The sequence below is a fragment of the Marinobacter azerbaijanicus genome (genome assembly GCF_030250645.1).
Taxonomy (GTDB): Bacteria; Pseudomonadota; Gammaproteobacteria; order Pseudomonadales; family Oleiphilaceae; genus Marinobacter; species Marinobacter azerbaijanicus.
In genome coordinates this window covers 640,712-658,405 of the sequence record NZ_JASSVS010000001.1, presented here as the reverse complement: position 1 = coordinate 658,405, position 17,694 = coordinate 640,712, and the positions used below count along the sequence as shown (strand labels likewise).

Below are 17,694 nucleotides of genomic sequence, written 5' to 3'. Positions count from 1 at the left end.
TTCCGGTGTCGCGGAGGTTCGCTGTGGATGATTCACTCTCAGACAACCGGCCGCTGAGGATTCTGATCGCCGACGATAGCGACAGTGACCGTCTGATTCTCAAAACCCTTCTCCGGCGTCTGGGCCATGAGGTTGAAGACGCAGGCAATGGTGAGGAGGCTGTCGAAATTTTCCGCCGCTCCGGCGCGGACATTGTTCTGCTTGATGCTTTGATGCCGGTGATGGATGGCATGGAAGCGGCTCGCCACATCAAGGCACTGGCGGGAGAGCGCCTGGTACCCCTTATCTTTCTGACGTCCCTGTCCGATGCCGACGCACTGGCCCGTTGCCTGGAAGCCGGTGGCGACGATTTTCTGACCAAGCCCTATAACCGGATCATCATCGAAGCCAAGATCAACGCGTTCAACCGCATGCGGCTGATGCATCGCACCCTGAGCCATCATCGCGACCTTATCCGTGACCGCAATCGCCAGCTCCTCGAAGAACAGAAAGTTGCCAAGCGGGTATTCGATAACGTGGCCCATACGGGCTGTCTGAGTGCGCCGAATATACGCTATCACGCCTCACCCATGTCGATTTTCAATGGTGATGTTCTCTTTGCCTGCCCGCGCCCGGCGGGGGGGATGCAGATATTGGTTGGCGACTTCACTGGTCATGGGCTGCCTGCGGCGATCGGGGCCATGCCGGTGGCTGAAATTTTCTACGGGATGACCAGCAAGGGTTTCAGCGGCAGTGATGTGCTCAGGGAGATCAACCAGAAGCTTGGCCGCATCATGCCGACGGGCATGTTCTGCTGCGCGGCGATGATTCAGGCCGATTTCCATCTCAATCAGTTGCAGATATGGAATGGCGGGTTGCCGGACGGTGTTCTGGTAAGAAAGGATGGGTCGCTGGAGAGCATTGCATCCCGCCACCTGCCGCTGGGTGTTGTCAATGCCGCACGCTTCGACGCCGGTATGGAAGTCTTCCACACAGAGCCGGGAGACACCCTGCTCATGATGACCGATGGTGTTATGGAAGCCGAGAATCGCCAAGGTGAAATGTACGGCGAGGAGCGTCTTAAACGCTCGCTTGCGGATGCCGGCACTGCCGGTTCACCTTTCGACGTGGTGATGGAGGGAATCCATGCATTCACTGGCAACCAGCAGGAACAGGATGACGTAACCTTGCTGTCACTGCAGATGGTGGAGGAGTCTGAGCTGGTGGGGGTGTCCGAGCGTTTGCCGCAGTCGGCACTGGAAGGGCCTGCAGAGTGGCAATGTGTCTATGAAATCAAGGACCGTTCACTGGAACAGTTCAGCCCGCTGCCCCTGCTGCTTCATATCTGTATGGAGGTGCCGGGGTTGCGCCGCAAGAGTGGTGAGATATACACGCTGTTGTCGGAGCTTTACACCAACGCTCTGGAGCATGGTGTGCTGGGCCTCAGTTCAGACTGGAAGGCGACGCCGGATGGTTTCGGGCGCTACTACGCAGAAAGAGAGCGGCGCTTGCAGTCGGTGTCCGACCATTTCATCCGTTTTACCCTGACCCACACCATGACTGACTGGGGTGGGCAACTGACTATTGTTTGCGAAGACAGTGGCGCCGGCTTCGATTACCTTGACCCTTCTCCGGCCAACAATGAGAGTGGGTATTCAGGGAGGGGGCTGATGCTTTTGCGCAAGCTGGGACGTTCACTCACCTTCAGAGAGTATGGCACCCGGGCGGAAATTGTATATGATTGGCATTTTTCCGAGGTTGCCGCCCGGGATGGCAATACCAATTCACAAACTGGGGGTTGGTCATGATAGACAAACCACACCTTGATGAAGAAGCACTGGCCGAACTGCGGGATGTGATGGAGGATGAGTTCGACATTCTCATCAAAACCTTCCTTATGGATTCCTCGGACCGCATTGCCCATCTGCGTTCCGCTCTGGAGCATGAAGACGCGGACAGGTTTTCCAAATCCGCACACAGCCTCAAGGGTAGTTGCATCAACATCGGAGCACCCCGGTTGGGCGAATTGTGTTTTGACGCGGAAAAGGCCGGGCGTGAGAGTCGCCTGCAGGAAGCCGCTGAGCTGGTGGATGCCATTGAAAGTGAGTTCCGGAAAGTTGAAGCAGGTCTCAAAGAATTTCTGCATTAACATCACGAATGGCACTGCTTTTGCTGAGTGATCTGTAAACACAGACAGATGAATCCCAATCAGCAAAAAGCGGCAAGAGGTTGCCATGTCTCAAATGGTTCTTCCCCAGACATCCCCCCAGGGGCCGCGGTCCGATAGCAGTGTAAAGCCGGCATCGGGCGGCCGTGAGAAAAGCGGTGACAGCGAATTTGACTCGGTCTCCCGCGCTGAGCAGCAGCGACTGGACAGAAAACAGGCCGAAAAACGGGATCGGGCGCGCGCTGAAGATAAGCGCGGCAACGAGCAGGTTCGCCAGGAACAAAGCAGCGACAAACGCCCGGACGATCGCAAGGAATCATCTGCGGCTGCGGAGACCCGGAACGAGGACAACCGTGCCCAGCGCGAGTCGGATGAATCATTGGTGACGGCTGATACCAGTCCTCAGGCTGAAGAAACCGCTCCCCGGGCAGATGCAGAGCAGGTAGCTCCCGAAGAGGCCGTTCCCCTGACCTTTGCTGGTCTTCAGGCGCTGTTAATGCCGGCTGATGGCGTCGATGGCAATGCGCAGCCGCTAGCTACCGGGAAGAGTGTTGGCCAGGGCGGCGGTAACGGCATGATGCCAGGGGTGCAGGCATTTGCCGGCGTCATTGCAGGGTTGCCTGGCATGGCAGGTAGTAAACCGGGTCAGGCAACCGGGCAGAGTGCGGGGGGCGGATCCGCCCTGACGGAGGCGCTGATGTCGGGCATGATTACCGATGGCGCCCGGACTCAGGAGGCACCATTGGTTCAGGGTGCCATACGTTTCAACGCGGCGGCGGAGTTGGCAAACCAGCAGATAGCCAATCCCAACAGTGCAAAGTTGCTGGCGGATTCTTCGCCGTTACGGGGGTATACCACGTCTATCGATGTGCCGGTCAATCACGCGGAGTGGGGTGACAAACTGGTTGGCAAGCTGACATGGTTGACGGCGCGTAATATGTCGGTTGCGGAGATCCACCTGACGCCACCGGATATGGGGCCAATGGAAGTACGTGTTCAGGTTCAGCAGGAACAGGCGAACATAACTGTGCATTCGGCCAACCCGGCAGTCCGGGATCAACTGGAACTTCATAGCCATCGTCTCAGGGACATGTTAAGCGAGCAGGGGTTGTCCCTTGAACAATTCGACGTCTCAGACTCTCCACAACATCAGGCCAGCGAAGAGGGCGCAGATGAGCGGGATGGAAATGGCGGTGGAGTCATGGCGGATGCGGCTCCTGAAGATCAGGACCGGCCGCTGGAATCCCTGGATCTGACCTGGAAAGGCGAAGTCGATATCTTCGCCTGACGCCATTTCCTTTCTCCGGTCATTCTTCTTTTGCCCATCCTCCGCTGCAACGCTAAACTGCTGTTCTGATAAGGAGGGTGGGGCTACCTGGCCCGCCCTTTGCTTGATTGTTATATAACCTGTCCGGTTGACGGATTTCTGGCAGAAGCACGATATGGCTGAAGACAATGCGCCCACTGCGGCGCCGGCGAAGAAAGGCAAGCTCAAGCTGATTATACTGCTGGTTTTGGTGGTTGTTCTGGCCGTCGGACTCTCAGTGATTGGAACAATGTGGTTTCTGGGAGGGGGCTTTCCCGGTATCACCGGCGAAGGCGACGAAGAGACAGAAGAGCAGGCAGAGGTCTTCGTTCCAAGTACCTACACTGTACTGGACAAGGCGCTGGTCACAACGGTACAGGCGGAAGGGCGGCAGCGTTATGCGCAGGCGTATCTCGCCTTTGAAGCCAATAATCCAGAGGCGTTGGCCGCTGCGAACCGGCATATGCCGCTGTTGCGGAGCAGGTTGATCAGTGTACTCGGGAACAGGCAGTTTGATGAGTTGCAGACACCCGAAGGCCGGCAGGCGCTGGCCGCTGATATGCTGGAGGCCGTCAACAGTGCCCTTGAACAGGAGGGGGAGCCTCCCTTGCTGCGGGTACTGTTCAGGAACTTTGTCGTTCAATAGATAATGCAACAGGGCCCGGCCAGGGCAGATATCAGGGGCAGAGATACGTATGCAGGACTTACTGTCACAGGACGAAATTGATGCGCTTCTCCACGGTGTGGATGACGGCGACATCGATACCTACGAGGAAGCTGACGAGACCGGCATCAAGTCCTACGATCTTGCCAGCCAGGACCGCATCGTTCGCGGTCGCATGCCTACGCTTGAAATGATCAACGAGCGTTTTGCCCGTTATACCCGGATCAGCCTTTTCAACCTGCTACGCCGCAATGCCGATGTGTCCACTGGTGGCGTTCAGATCATGAAGTTCGGGGAATATATCCATACCCTGTATGTACCCACCAGTCTGAACCTTTGTAAGGTTCGTCCGCTGCGCGGTACATCCCTGTTCGTTCTGGATGCCAAGCTGGTGTTCAAACTGGTGGACAACTTCTTTGGCGGCGAGGGCCGCCATGCCAAGATTGAGGGTCGCGAATTCACACCCACGGAAACCCGCATCGTGCAGATGGTGCTGGACCAGGTTTTTCACGACATGCGGGAAGCTTGGCATGCGGTACTGAAGGTGGACTTCGAGTATCTCAGCTCAGAAGTGAACCCGGCCATGGCCAACATTGTCAGCCCCAGCGAGGTGGTAGTGGTCAGCACCTTCCACATCGAACTGGATGGTGGCGGTGGAGAGCTGCACATGGCGCTGCCGTATTCAATGATCGAACCCATCCGGGACGTGCTGGATGCGGGTGTCCAGAGTGATATTGACGATGTGGACGAACGCTGGGTCAGCGCCCTCCAGGAAGACATCAAGGAAGTCAACGTTCCCATCAATACCACGGTGTGCCGGCGTCGCATTTCCCTTCGCGAAATTGCCAAGTTGAAGGAGGGCGATATCATTCCGGTGGAAATCCCCGAATTACTGACCCTGACCGCCAATGGGATCCCTATCTACAAAGCCACGATGGGCACTCGCGACGGAAAACTGGCACTGAGAATTCATGAGCGGGCAACTGTGCCCAAGGTGAAGAAGCAACTGAAGGTGGGACGCAACAATGGCTGATGACGACAAGAAAGATGAGCAGGAGCTCAGCGAAGACGAAAAGCTCGCTGCCGAGTGGGAATCCGCCATGGAAGAGTCTGGCGATGCCGACGAAGACAGCCGTGAGGATGAGTGGGCCGCCGCCATGGCGGAATCGGGTGAAACCGGCGACGATGATGGTACCGGGGAAGATTCCGGGGCCAGTCGGGACAACGTACGGGCAGCTCCGATGGAGGAGTTTCCGGAGGGAACAAACTTCAGTCAGGGCAGCGGGCCGGCACCGGATCTGGACGTTATTCTCGATATTCCTGTCACCATCTCCATGGAGGTGGGTAACACCCAGATTCCGATTCGGAACCTGCTGCAGCTGAACCAGGGCTCGGTGATTGAACTGGACCGTCTGGCGGGCGAGCCGCTGGATGTTCTGGTTAACGGCACCTTGATAGCCCATGGTGAGGTAGTGATGGTGAACGAGAAGTTCGGTATCCGCCTGACAGACGTGATCAGCCCCGGCGAACGTATCAAACGGTTGCAGAAGTAATATGGCCTTGCATTCTGGTCCCCTGGCTCGTAACGGGTTCACTGGCCTGTTCCTGGCGCTGGTGTTACCGGTCCTGGCGACGGCCCAGGAACAGGACACCCCTGCGCAGGAAGTGACATCAACTCCGGATACCCTGATTACCATGCTGACCCTCGGGGCCGGCTTGCTGGCCGTTCTTGCCCTTATTTTCGGTTGTGCCTGGATTGTACGGCGCATGGGCGGAATGAGTGGCGGCAATACCCGCGCCATCAAGGTGGTGTCGGTCATGCCCATGGGCACGCGGGAAAGGGTGGCGCTGATCGAAGTGGGTGGCAAGCAGATTCTGGTGGGCGTTACTCCCTCCACGATCCGCACACTGCATGTGTTCGACGAACCGGTCGTCAGTTCCGGTGAGCCGGCATCCGGTGATTTTGCCCGCAAGCTCCAGGGTATGATTGGCAAGTCCTGGGGTTCGGGCTCTTCATCCAGGGAAGGTTCCTGACATGTTGGCGCAGGCTTCCGGCCGCATCCTGGCGTTATTGGCTCTTGTGTTGCTTACCACCTGGGCGCCCGCAGCTCTGGCAGATATACCGGGCATTCCTGCCTTTACGGTAACGCCCGGCGAAGAAGAGGGCGTGCAGGAGTACTCGGTGTCACTGCAGATCCTGGCGCTGATGACGGCGCTTACTTTCCTGCCCGCCATGTTGATGATGATGACGTCGTTTACCCGCATCATCGTCGTGTTCGCCATACTCCGGCAGGCCCTGGGCCTGCAGTCCACTCCGTCCAATCAGATTCTCCTCGGTCTGACCCTGTTTCTCACCATCTTCATCATGAAACCGGTTCTGGAAGAGGTGAACGAAGTTGCGTTACAGCCCTATATGCAGGAAGAGCTGAGCTCGCTGGAGGCCGTGGAACAGGCCAGCCAGCCGTTCCGTAAATTCATGCTGGCGCAGACCCGGGAGAGCGACCTGGGTCTGTTCATGCGCATTGCTGACGAGCAGTACGCCACCCCCCAGGACGTTTCCTTCTGGGTACTGTTGCCGGCCTTTGTGACCAGCGAGCTGAAAACCGCCTTCCAGATCGGGTTCATACTGTTCATTCCGTTTCTGATTATCGACATGGTGGTCGCCAGCGTGCTGATGGCCATGGGCATGATGATGCTGTCACCGATCATCATCTCGCTGCCGTTCAAGATCATGCTGTTTGTGCTGGTGGATGGCTGGGCCCTGATCATGGGCACACTGGCCGCCAGTTACGGGATATAGGGGAGCGCACTCATGACACCCGAAACCGTTATCGACATTCTCCGGGAAGCGCTGTGGATGATTGTGCTGCTGGCAAGCCTCATCATCGGCCCGGGACTGGTCATCGGTCTGGTGGTCAGTACCTTCCAGGCCGCCACCCAGATCAACGAACAGACCCTGAGCTTCCTGCCCCGCCTTCTGGTCACCCTGATCACCATCATCGTGGCCGGCCCCTGGATGCTTACCCAGCTTCTTGATCACGCGGAACGGCTGATAACCAGCATTCCCTACCTGATCGGTTGACCGGGCATGCCCACGGAAATATCAGCCGACCTGATAAACCAGTGGATTGGGCAACACCTGTGGCCGCTGTTCCGGCTGGCCAGCTTCATGATGGTTATCCCGTTCATCGGCACCCAACTGGTGCCCGCCAGGATCCGATTGGGGCTGGCACTGCTGATCACTATCCTGGTGGTGCCGATGATCCCACCGGTCCCCCAGGTTGATCCCTTCAGCGCCGACGCCGTCGTGATCACTCTGCAGCAGATCCTGATCGGCGTCGGTATGGGGTTTGCCCTTACCGCACTGTTTCAGCTATTCGTGGTGGCCGGGCAGATGATCGCCATGCAGATGGGCCTCGGCTTCGCCTCCATGGTCGACCCGGCCAATGGCATCAACGTACCCGTACTGGCGCAGATCTACTCCATCACCATTACATTGCTGTATCTGGCCATGAACGGGCACCTGGTAGCCTTCGAAGTCTTCATTGAAAGCTTCCGCACCCTCCCCATCGGCCTCGAAGGCCTGGGACAGCAGGGCGTCTGGGAACTGGCCCACCGCATCAGCTGGATGTTCGTGTCGGCCCTGCTACTGGCGTTGCCGGCCGTCACCGCCGTATTCATCGTCAATATCTCCTTCGGCGTCATGACCCGCGCCGCCCCCCAGATGAATATTTTCGCCCTTGGCTTCCCGATTGGCCTGATTTTTGGATTATTTGCCATATGGGTGCTGCACGCCAATTTTCTGCCGCACTTCGAGCAGTACACCAGGGAAACATTCGAGTTCATGCGAAACCTGCAGGGTCAGCCGTAGATCTGACACTGGGGTTCGCAGAGGTCGGTGGGGATAGCCATCCCCACCGACCGACACACCAGAGCTAAGACAGAAAACCATGGCCGAAGAAAACGACAACAGCCAGGAAAAAACCGAAGAGGCCACCCCCCGAAGGCTTGAAAAAGCCAAGGAGGATGGCCAGACCGCGCGTTCCAAAGAACTGGCAACCATGGCTGTGCTGATCGCCGGCGCCGGCGGCCTGCTGATGTTTGGAGCCTCCATGGGGGCGTCCATGGAAAGCATCATGCGCGACAGCTTTGTGATAGAACGCTCCGCCATTTTTGACACCCGGCACATGAGCGTCCAGCTGATTGCGTCAACCAAAGAAGCGGCCCTGTCACTGGCACCCATACTGATTCTGCTATTGGTTGCCGCCATCGCCGGCTCCATCGGCATCGGTGGACTGCTCGTCAGCGGCAAGGCCATTGCCCCGAAGCTCAACCGCATGGACCCGCTGAAGGGCCTCAAGCGCATGTTCTCGGCGCGCTCGCTGATCGAACTGGTCAAGGCCATCCTGAAAGTGGGTCTTGTTCTGGCGGTGGCCATCCTGATCCTCAACCTGCGAACGGAAGACCTGCTCAGCATTTCCGAGGAGGCCGCCAGACCGGCCATGGAGCACGTGCTGTGGACCCTGGGCTGGAGCTTCTTCATCCTCGCCTGCGCCACCATTGTAATTGCTGCGATTGATGTGCCGTTCCAGATCTACGACCACCAGAAAAAACTGCGCATGACCAAGCAGGAAGTGAAGGACGAGTACAAGGACACCGAGGGTAAGCCGGAAGTGAAGGGCAAGATACGTCAGTTGCAGCGTGAAATGGCGCAGCGCCGGATGATGCAGGACGTGCCCAGCGCGGATGTGGTGATTACCAACCCGACCCATTATGCGGTGGCGTTGAAGTACGACCAGAAGAAGATGGCCGCGCCGATAGTGGTGGCGAAGGGCTCTGACGAAACCGCTTTCAAGATTATGGAGATTGCCCGGGAGAACAAGGTGGATATCCTCCGTACGCCGCCTCTGACCCGGGCGGTTTACCACAATACCGAGGTGGGCGGCGAAATCCCGGATGGCCTGTACATGGCTATTGCACAGGTTCTCGCCTACGTATTCCAGCTTCGCCAGTTCCGCAAGGGACGCGGCCAGAAGCCCCATGTTCCGGACTTTCCGATTCCTTCGGATTTGCGGCGGGATGTTTGAGTCTGACGTTGTAGCCTGCCCGCAGAGCCAATTCTGGCCTCTCAGATAACTCCAAAACACCACAACGTAGGTCGGATTAGCGAAGCGTAATCCGACAAATGTCATCGATATACGCTCACGATGTCGGATTACGCTTCGCTAATCCGACCTACGGATGCAAATTATCTTGCCTGCGATATTACCGTTGCTCGAGCGGGTGTGGGGAAGGGCCTCCCAAAAACGTGGAGCGCCAGGGATGGCGCGACCGAGCCCTACAGGGACGTATTCACGGGCGTTTTTTGGGAGGCCCTTCCCCACACCCGCTGCCACCGAATTATCAGTCAAAAAAGTCAGGACCATGCCTCAACAACCCGAACCATGGGATCATTCCGGCTCTCGGGAATCGGAAGTCGGCCGTAAAAGTCCGCAGGGTTGTAGACCGTTACAGAGGGAAAGCCGCAAGCCATAAAGTGCTCAGCGGCCTGCTGGTCATCCAGGAAATGAAAGCTGACATCACTCCGGGTAACAGATCCCAGCAAGCCACCGAGGGCCTTCAGACTGCCCCGCAACAGCGGTTGTTTTGGCATCAGGTAGCTTTCGGACAGATACACCGAGCCCGGGCGCCTGTCCATCAACCGGGCCAGGCGTTTCCAGAATTCTGAAATGACCGGCAGGGAGAAGTAACTGGTCAGGCCCTCGGTGACCACGACCATGGGTTCGTTGTTGTCGAAAGCTCTTTCCACCACTGCTTCCAGTGATTGCTCGCCATCTTCCGCCAGAATGTCGACGGGCATTACCTGGTGGTTATCACCCAGGCGGCCGGCAACCAGCAATCTTGCGGCCTTTCTGGTGGCCATGTCGGGGAGGTCGGCTTCCACCATGTGGAGTCGGGGGTGCCTGTCCCGCAGGCGGATACCCCGGGGGGACATGCCGCAGGCGATTTCCAGTACCTGGGTAACGCCACGCTCCAGGGCCTGCTCGATCAGATGATCGATGATCAGGTGGCGCTGCAGCAGGAAGGTGCGGAGGTTGCCGCCGATCAGCGCCTTGCTCCCGGCTTCGAAGGGGGTCATCAGGTGGTAGAACCACCGGCCCTGACCGGTGGCGAGCACGTCATCCGAGAGCCCGTGCCGGTGCCAGACGGCACCGGTGTAGAGGGCGGTAAAGCTGATGCCTGTGCTGTCTTTAGAGCGTGTCGTGCTCATGAATCTTGCTACCCCATGCCTCACCGCTACCGGGCAGGATCAGGTTCAGGGCAATGGCCACTACAGCACTCAGGGCAATGCCTTCCAGATTACCAATCGCCATACCGCCGATACCGAAGACCAGTGTGATGGCTACGATGACCAGGTTGCGGGCTTTTGACAGGTCCACCTGGTGGCGGATCAGGGTGTTCAGGCCCACGACCGCGATGGAACCGAACAGCAGGCACAGGATGCCGCCCATCACCGGCGCGGGAATGGTCTGCAGGGCAGCGCCGAACTTGCCCACGAAGGCCAGAACAATGGCGATACAGGCAGCCCAGATCATCACCTTCGGGTTGAAGTTTCTGGTCAGCACCACCGCGCCGGTGACTTCGGAGTAGGTGGTGTTGGGTGGGCCGCCAAGGGCCGAAGCGGCACTGGTAGCCAGGCCGTCGCCAAGCAGGGTACGGTGCAGGCCCGGTTTTTCCAGGTAATTCTTGCGGGTAACGGTGCCGATGGCCAGGATGTCGCCGATGTGTTCAATGGCCGGTGCAATGGCCACAGGAATCATGAACAGGATGGCTGCCCAGCTGAATTCCGGCGTCACGAAGTTGGGGATAGCGAACCAGGGTGCGTCGCTGATGGGAGACAGGTCTACGATGCCGGCAATAGCCGAGAGGATGTAGCCCACGATAATCCCGAACATGATCGGAATGAGCCGGAAAATCCCGCTGGCCCAGACGGCCATGATAACGGTTACAGCCAGTGAGATCATTGCGATCCATACCGCAGTGTCGTAGGGCACCAGTTGCTCAGCGCCGTCACCGGTGCGGCCGGAGGCCATATGAACGGCTACCGGGGCAAGGCCGAGGCCGATCACCATAATGACCGGGCCGATGACCACCGGCGGTAGCAGGCGGGTGATGAAACCCGTGCCCCGCAGGCGGATGGCGCCACTCAGAATAATGTAGAGGATACCCGCAGCCATCAATCCCCCCAGGGTTTCCTCAAGGCCGAAGCGTCCCTTGGCGGCAATGATAGGGGCGATAAAGGCAAAGGAAGACGCCAGGAATATGGGAATCTGGCCGCCGGTGACGATGTGGAAAATCAGGGTGCCAATACCGGCGGTGAACAGGGCGACGTTAGGATCGAGGCCGGTGATCAGTGGCATCAGTACCAGTGCGCCAAAGGCCACCAGCAACATCTGTGAGCCGGCAATGGCCTGCTTCCAGACCGGGTCGTTCAGGTGATCCTGCATAATCAGACGTCCTTCTGCTTGGTGCCGAAAATCTTGTCGCCGGCGTCACCAAGGCCGGGCAGGATATAGCCTTTCTCGTTCAGCCGTTCGTCAATCGAGGCGGTGTAGATGGACACATCCGGATGCTTCTCCAGCACTTTTTCGATGCCTTCCGGTGCTGCCACCAGAACCAGCGCCCGTATCTCGGTACTGCCCGCTTTCTTCAGCAGGTCGATGGTGGAAATCATTGAGCCGCCGGTAGCAAGCATGGGATCCACGATCATCGCCATACGCTGGTCCAGTTCCCCCACCAGTTTCTCAAGGTAGGTGCTGGCTTCCAGGGTTTCTTCATTTCGTACCTGGCCGACAACACTCACGCGGGCGCCAGGAATCAGGGTCAGGACGCCGTCCAGCATACCCATGCCGGCGCGTAAAATCGGAACGACGGTGATCTTCTTGCCCTGGATCTGTTCGATTTCCACCGGGCCGGCCCAGCCTTCAATGGTTTTCTTCTGCAGGGAGAAATCCTTGGTGGCCTCGTAGGTCAGCAGGGCGCCCACTTCCTGGGCCAGTTCACGGAAATTCTTGGTGCTGATGTCAGCGCGTCGCATGAGGCCAAGTTTGTGGCGGATCAGCGGGTGTTTTACCTCGTGGATTGGCATGGGTTCACCTTTGGGATTCCGGTCTGTGTCTGGTTGCCTGCGCGGCGCAAGTGCCGGCAAATGGCGCAAGGATACCGTATATCGTCATGCCCGTCAGGCATGGTGAACAGAAAATCCGTAAGGGCTGGTACGGATCTTGCCCATATCCTTCCAATTGATGCCTCAGCGTCAAAAAAACCACTCGCGGATCACCGCGGTTAACCGGCTATCGGAGAAAGTTCCGGCATGGATCGAGCGTTAGTCCTCAATAATGTCAAATCCCTGACGCGGGGCAATCTGGGTGTACCCATCATGTTGATGGGACTTCTGGGTATGATGATTCTGCCCATGCCTGCGTTCATGCTGGACGTTTTCTTTACCTTCAATATCACGCTCTCCATCGTGATTCTTCTGGTGTGTGTATACGCCCTGCGCCCCATGGAGTTTGCATCCTTTCCCACGGTGCTGCTGGTGGCCACCTTGCTGAGGCTGGCACTCAACGTGGCTTCCACGCGGATCGTGCTACTCAACGGCCATGAAGGCGGGGATGCCGCCGGTAAGGTCATCGAATCCTTCGGTGCGGTGCTGATTGGTGGTAACTATGCCGTTGGTCTGGTGGTGTTCGCCATTCTGATGATTATCAACTTCCTGGTGGTGACCAAGGGCGCCGGCCGGGTGTCCGAGGTCAGCGCGCGTTTTACCCTGGATGCCATGCCGGGCAAACAGATGGCGATTGATGCGGACCTCAACGCCGGCCTGATTAACCAGGACGAAGCCAAGCACCGCCGCTCCGAAATTGCCCAGGAGGCGGATTTCTATGGTTCCATGGATGGCGCCAGCAAGTTCGTCAAGGGCGATGCAGTCGCCGGCCTGTTGATCCTGGCGATCAACCTCATTGGTGGCATCGCCATTGGCATGGTGCAGCACGGGCTGGATTTTGGCACCGCTACCCAGAACTACGCACTACTGACCATCGGTGACGGCCTTGTGGCCCAGATTCCGTCACTGCTGTTGTCTACATCCGCAGCGATCATGGTGACACGGGTGACCTCCAGCCAGGACATGGGCGGGCAGATCCTTCAGCAGATGTTCAATGCGCCCAAGGCGCTGGGCATTGCTGCGGTGATTCTGGTTATTCTCGGTCTGATTCCGGGTATGCCCCATGTCGCCTTCCTTGGCCTTGGCGCCATTGCCGGTGGTATTGCGTGGTATATCTGGCAGCAGGAGCGTCAGACCGTCGAGGAAGAGGGGGCTTTCCCGGTCAGGGGCGGCGGAGCAAGGCCTGCAGGCCGCGATATTACCTCGGGTGGTGATGGTGGTGACCAGGGAGCCCAGCTTCCTCCTCCGGGCGAGACCCGTGAGCTGGGTTGGGATGATGTGGCCACGGTGGATATTGTGGGTCTGGAAGTGGGTTACCGGCTGATCCCCCTGGTAGACAAGTCCCAAGGCGGGCAGCTGCTGAGCCGCATTAAGGGGGTGCGCAAGAAGCTTTCGCAGGATCTCGGATTTCTGATGCCCTCGGTCCACATACGCGACAATCTTGATCTGATGCCCAACGTGTACCGCATCACCCTCATGGGCGTCACCATTGCCGAGGCCGAAATCCATCCGGACCGGGAACTGGCCATCGATCCCGGGCAGGTGTTTGGCAAGATCGAGGGCATTGAGGGCAAGGACCCTGCCTTTGGCCTGGATGCCAGTTGGATCGAGCCAGACAAGAAAGACCAGGCGCAGACTCTCGGTTACACGGTGGTGGATGCCAGCACCGTGGTGGCAACACACCTTAATCAGATCCTTCAGAAGCATGCCCATGAGTTGCTGGGCCATGAGGAGGTCCAGAAGTGGCTTGACCAGCTGGAGAAAGTATCTCCGAAGCTGGCGGAAGAGCTGGTGCCCACCACCATTTCCATCAGTCTGTTGCTGAAGGTGCTTCAGAATCTGCTGAAGGAAGAAGTGCCGATCCGCGATATGCGCTCCATTGCCGAAGCCATTGTGAATGTGCATCCGAAAAGCCAGGATCCGAAATTGCTGACGACGGTTGCCCGCCAGTCACTGCGCCGGATGATCGTTCAGAGTATTTGTGGCAATGACTCCGAAATCCCTGTTATTACACTTGATCCTGACCTGGAACAGTTATTGCTTAAGTCTATGCAGCAGAGTCAACAATCCGGCGGTCAGGAAGACATCGGGCTGGTACTGGAGCCGAATATGGTCGAGAAGCTCCAACGCTCTCTCCAGGACAGCGTTCAGCGCCAGGAGATGATGGGCAAGCCGGCGATTCTGCTGGTGTCCGGGCCACTGCGACCGGTGTTGGCGAAATTTGCAAGTTTCGGGGTAGAGCGGTTGCACGTGTTGTCCTACCAGGAGATTCCGGATAACAAACAGATCACCATTGTGGCATCCGTAGGCCAGTAAAGGTCGCGGCTGGCAAGGCGGAAGGCGCCGGAAAGCGCTGACCGGGGAGGAAGAGTCATCATGAAAGTAAAACGGTTTTTTGCCCAGAGTATGGCAGAGGCGCTGCGCCAGGTGCGCGAGCAGATGGGCCCTGAGGCGGTGATTCTGTCCAACCGCCGCGTGGATGGTGGCGTCGAAATTGTGACTGCACTGGATTATGACGAAAATATGGCGCGTCAGCGCCTGGGAAGTTCGGTGGGAGAGTCGACCAACGGCTCCCGGCTGGCGGAGCTGCAGGCGGAACAACATCGCCGCCTGGAGGATGAGCTTGGCCGTTCCCGTGAGCGCATCCGCGAAGTACGGGAAAAGCGCTCGGTGTCGGGTAGTCGGAATAATGGTGCAAATCCGATCGATGCTGGCCCCAGTCTGGCCGACAAAGTTTTTGGCGGCAGTGAAATGGCGCTGGAAGACCCTGTCAGCTCGGGGTCTGACTATTCCGGCGAACTGGCACAGATGCGTGCGGAAATCAGTTCTCTGAGGGACCTGGTCAGCGCCAATCGTGGCTCCCAGCCCGAAAAAACGGCCGTGAATGCGGTTCAGCAACGTTTGGCAGAACGGTTACAGGAGTTTGGTCTGGGCCATGAGCTCGCGGGCTCCCTGTCCCGTCGTCACCGTGCCGGACGTCTTGAGGATGGCTGGAAGCAATCCTTGAAAATGCTGGCTGCCGGCGTAAAAACCGCCCGCGCCGAATGGGCGGAAGAGGGCGGTGTTTATGCCTTGGTGGGGCCTACCGGCTCTGGAAAAACCACCACCATAGGCAAGCTTGCCGCCCATTATGTGTTGCGTCACGGTGCCGATTCCCTGGCGCTGGTCACTACCGACCGTTACCGGGTGGCAGCCCATGAGCAGTTGTTCGTATTCGGACGTATCCTGAATGTGCCGGTAAGGGTGGTCGACGAGACTCATTCTCTGGATGATATACTGGACGAGTTATCAGACCGTCACCTTGTGCTGATTGACACTGCTGGCCTTACCAGTACCGACAAGGGGTATGAGGAGCAACTGACGGAACTGGCTCGCAGCCATCACCGGATTCGCACCCACCTTGTGGTTTCCGCAACCAGTCAGCCGCGCATCATGAAATCCGTCTGGCATTGCTATAAGATGGCAAATCTCACGGGCTGTGTGATGACCAAAATCGACGAAGCGCTGACCCTGGGAGAATCGCTGGGATTTGTCATGGAAACGGGATTGCCGGTGGCCTACTACACTGACGGACAGAAAATCCCCGAAGACCTGCACCACGCCGAATCCATTCCGCTGGTGCGGCTGGCCGTGGAAAGGCTTAAAAAACTCCAGCAGCAAGAGGCAGTCGCTGTTTCATAACAACAGAGCCTGCGGTTAAACGTGGCAAGAGATCAGAGTCAGTATGAGCAAACCACATCCGGTACAGGTGATTGCGGTTTCCGGCGGGAAAGGTGGCGTTGGCAAAAGTAACGTTGCGGTGAACCTGGGTATTGCCCTTTCGCAGAAGGGACGGCGCGTCGTTCTGCTTGATGCCGATCTCGGCCTCGGCAATATCGACGTATTGCTGGGGATTACCGCCAACCGTAACATTCAGGATGTTATTTCGGGCGAATGCGATCTGCGCGATGTGCTGGTCAATGGTCCGGGCGGAATCAAGATTGTGCCGGCCTCCTCCGGTACCCAGCGCATGACCCAGCTATCGTCTCTCGAGCACGCCGGCCTGATCAATGCCTTCAGTGAACTGGGCGACCAGATCGATGTCCTGATTGTGGATACGGCAGCTGGTATCTCCGAGTCTGTGGTCAGCTTCCTCCGTGCCTCACAGGAAATTTTGCTGGTCGTGTGCGATGAGCCTACCTCTATCACAGACGCTTACGCACTGATCAAGTTGATGAATCGTGATTATGGCACCAACCGCTTCCGTATTCTGGCGAACCAGGTGCGTAATGAGCAGGAAGGCCGCCACCTTTTCGAAAAACTGACCAGAGTCACCGAGCGGTTTCTGGATGTAGCACTACAATATGTGGGTATAGTGCCTTACGACGAGGCCGTGAAAAAGGCGGTCCAGCGCCAGCGCGCCGTGCTGGATGCCTATCCCCGTGCCAAGGCATCACTTGCCATCAAGAGCCTGGCGGAAAAAGTTGACAGCTGGCCACTGCCACAGTCTCCGCGGGGGCACCTGGAATTTTTTGTGGAGCGGCTCGTCGAAGTCTGATTTTGATCCTGTCACTGAAAAGCCGGATACATGACATTGGCGAAAGAACTTGGAATCTACCATCGAACCGGCACCCAGGGGCCCTCTCAACTTGTTGAGGAACAGGCTCCGCTGGTCAAGAAAATAGCGCTTCATCTTATGGCTCGTTTGCCAGCTTCGGTCCAGTTGGAGGATCTGATGCAGGCGGGCATGATCGGCCTTCTGGAAGCGGCCCAGCGCTACAGCTCCACGAAGGGGGCTACCTTTGAAACCTACGCCGGTATCCGGATCCGCGGAGCGATGGTGGATGAGATCCGCAAGGGTGACTGGGTTCCCCGCTCCGTTCATAGAAACTCCCGCCGAATTGCCAAGGCCATCAAGGCTGTTGAGGACCGTCTGGGTCGCGAAGCCCTGGACTGGGAAGTCGCCGAGGAGCTCGGCCTTGGCCTTGATGAATACCATTCCTCGCTGAGCGATGCCAATAGCGGCAGACTTTTTAGTCTCGATGAGCTCAATGAATCCGGAGAGCTGCCGATAGCAGAAGTAGAAACCAGCGATAATCCACTGGAGGGGCTCTCATCCGACAACTTCCGGAAGAGTCTGGCCCAGGCCATTGGTGATCTGCCGGAACGGGAAAAACTGGTGTTGAGCCTGTACTACCAGGAAGAGTTGAATCTGAAGGAGATCGGCGCTGTTCTGGGCGTCAGTGAAAGCCGCGTCAGCCAGATTCACAGCCAGGCAGCGCTCCGCCTGCGGGGGCGGCTTTCCGACTGGAAGCAGTGAGCGCCGTTGCCCAGTGACCGGGCGTAGCGTTGCAAAGCATTCTTTACTGTAG

General features: G+C 57.8%; 18 protein-coding genes. 15 read left to right on the top strand and 3 right to left on the bottom strand.

Going from position 1 to position 17,694, the window contains the following annotated elements; genetic code table 11:
• Positions 1-23 precede the first annotated feature (23 nt).
• From QPM17_RS02985 to flhB, 11 genes are all read left to right on the top strand, one after another.
• Complete coding sequence (locus QPM17_RS02985) at positions 24-1,787, top strand: ATP-binding SpoIIE family protein phosphatase (RefSeq protein ID WP_285388611.1); 1,764 nt, start codon at positions 24-26, stop codon at positions 1,785-1,787.
• Positions 1,784-2,128, top strand: coding sequence for an Hpt domain-containing protein (locus QPM17_RS02980; RefSeq protein WP_285388610.1), 345 nt, complete (start codon positions 1,784-1,786; stop codon positions 2,126-2,128). The genes QPM17_RS02985 and QPM17_RS02980 overlap by 4 nt, the downstream gene beginning before the upstream one ends.
• Before the next feature lie 85 nt (positions 2,129-2,213).
• Positions 2,214-3,434, top strand: a complete 1,221-nt coding sequence (locus QPM17_RS02975) for a flagellar hook-length control protein FliK (RefSeq protein ID WP_285388608.1) — start codon at positions 2,214-2,216, stop codon at positions 3,432-3,434.
• A gap of 154 nt (positions 3,435-3,588) precedes the next feature.
• A complete protein-coding gene (locus tag QPM17_RS02970) occupies positions 3,589-4,098 on the top strand; it encodes a flagellar basal body-associated FliL family protein (RefSeq protein ID WP_285388606.1) in 510 nt (169 codons plus the stop codon).
• A 49-nt stretch (positions 4,099-4,147) separates the two neighbouring features.
• Positions 4,148-5,149, top strand: coding sequence for a flagellar motor switch protein FliM (fliM, locus tag QPM17_RS02965; RefSeq protein ID WP_285388605.1), 1,002 nt, complete (start codon positions 4,148-4,150; stop codon positions 5,147-5,149).
• Positions 5,142-5,669 (top strand): flagellar motor switch protein FliN, encoded by a 528-nt coding sequence (gene fliN, locus QPM17_RS02960; RefSeq protein WP_285388603.1) that lies wholly within the window; start codon positions 5,142-5,144, stop codon positions 5,667-5,669. The genes fliM and fliN overlap by 8 nt, the downstream gene beginning before the upstream one ends.
• A 1-nt stretch (position 5,670) precedes the next feature.
• Positions 5,671-6,150, top strand: a complete 480-nt coding sequence (gene fliO, locus QPM17_RS02955) for a flagellar biosynthetic protein FliO (protein WP_285388601.1) — start codon at positions 5,671-5,673, stop codon at positions 6,148-6,150.
• 1 nt (position 6,151) lies between these two features.
• Entirely contained in the window at positions 6,152-6,916 is a 765-nt protein-coding gene (gene fliP / locus QPM17_RS02950; protein WP_285388599.1) for a flagellar type III secretion system pore protein FliP, read from the top strand.
• 12 nt (positions 6,917-6,928) lie between these two features.
• Complete coding sequence (gene fliQ / locus QPM17_RS02945; protein WP_285388598.1) at positions 6,929-7,198, top strand: flagellar biosynthesis protein FliQ; 270 nt, start codon at positions 6,929-6,931, stop codon at positions 7,196-7,198.
• A gap of 6 nt (positions 7,199-7,204) precedes the next feature.
• A complete protein-coding gene (gene fliR, locus QPM17_RS02940) occupies positions 7,205-7,987 on the top strand; it encodes a flagellar biosynthetic protein FliR (RefSeq protein WP_285388597.1) in 783 nt (260 codons plus the stop codon).
• Between the two features lie 79 nt (positions 7,988-8,066).
• Positions 8,067-9,203 carry a flagellar biosynthesis protein FlhB gene (gene flhB, locus QPM17_RS02935; protein WP_285388595.1) on the top strand — a complete coding sequence of 379 codons (1,137 nt, stop codon included), beginning with the start codon at positions 8,067-8,069 and terminating at the stop codon, positions 9,201-9,203.
• 329 nt (positions 9,204-9,532) lie between these two features.
• Here flhB and QPM17_RS02930 read toward each other — a convergent pair whose 3' ends face one another.
• The 3 genes from QPM17_RS02930 to upp are packed head-to-tail and all read right to left on the bottom strand — an operon-like array spanning position 9,533 to position 12,265.
• The gene (locus QPM17_RS02930) at positions 9,533-10,387 is read right to left on the bottom strand and encodes a class I SAM-dependent methyltransferase (RefSeq protein ID WP_285388593.1); all 855 of its coding nucleotides are present in this window, start codon (positions 10,385-10,387) and stop codon (positions 9,533-9,535) included.
• On the bottom strand, positions 10,368-11,624 hold the full coding sequence (locus QPM17_RS02925) for a uracil-xanthine permease family protein (RefSeq protein ID WP_285388592.1): 1,257 nt from the start codon (positions 11,622-11,624) through the stop codon (positions 10,368-10,370). The genes QPM17_RS02930 and QPM17_RS02925 overlap by 20 nt, the downstream gene beginning before the upstream one ends.
• A 2-nt stretch (positions 11,625-11,626) precedes the next feature.
• Complete coding sequence (gene upp / locus QPM17_RS02920) at positions 11,627-12,265, bottom strand: uracil phosphoribosyltransferase (RefSeq protein WP_137434967.1); 639 nt, start codon at positions 12,263-12,265, stop codon at positions 11,627-11,629.
• Positions 12,266-12,490: 225 nt separating this feature from the next.
• Here upp and flhA point away from each other — a divergent pair, with 225 nt between their 5' ends.
• Genes flhA through QPM17_RS02900 form a run of 4 tightly spaced genes read left to right on the top strand, consistent with a single transcriptional unit; the run spans position 12,491 to position 17,642 of the window.
• Positions 12,491-14,659 carry a flagellar biosynthesis protein FlhA gene (flhA, locus tag QPM17_RS02915; RefSeq protein ID WP_285388590.1) on the top strand — a complete coding sequence of 723 codons (2,169 nt, stop codon included), beginning with the start codon at positions 12,491-12,493 and terminating at the stop codon, positions 14,657-14,659.
• 60 nt (positions 14,660-14,719) lie between these two features.
• Positions 14,720-16,024 carry a flagellar biosynthesis GTPase FlhF gene (flhF, locus tag QPM17_RS02910; RefSeq protein WP_285388587.1) on the top strand — a complete coding sequence of 435 codons (1,305 nt, stop codon included), beginning with the start codon at positions 14,720-14,722 and terminating at the stop codon, positions 16,022-16,024.
• A gap of 43 nt (positions 16,025-16,067) precedes the next feature.
• On the top strand, positions 16,068-16,880 hold the full coding sequence (locus tag QPM17_RS02905) for a MinD/ParA family protein (protein WP_285388585.1): 813 nt from the start codon (positions 16,068-16,070) through the stop codon (positions 16,878-16,880).
• 30 nt (positions 16,881-16,910) lie between these two features.
• A complete protein-coding gene (locus QPM17_RS02900; protein ID WP_285388584.1) occupies positions 16,911-17,642 on the top strand; it encodes an RNA polymerase sigma factor FliA in 732 nt (243 codons plus the stop codon).
• Positions 17,643-17,694: the final 52 nt, after the last annotated feature.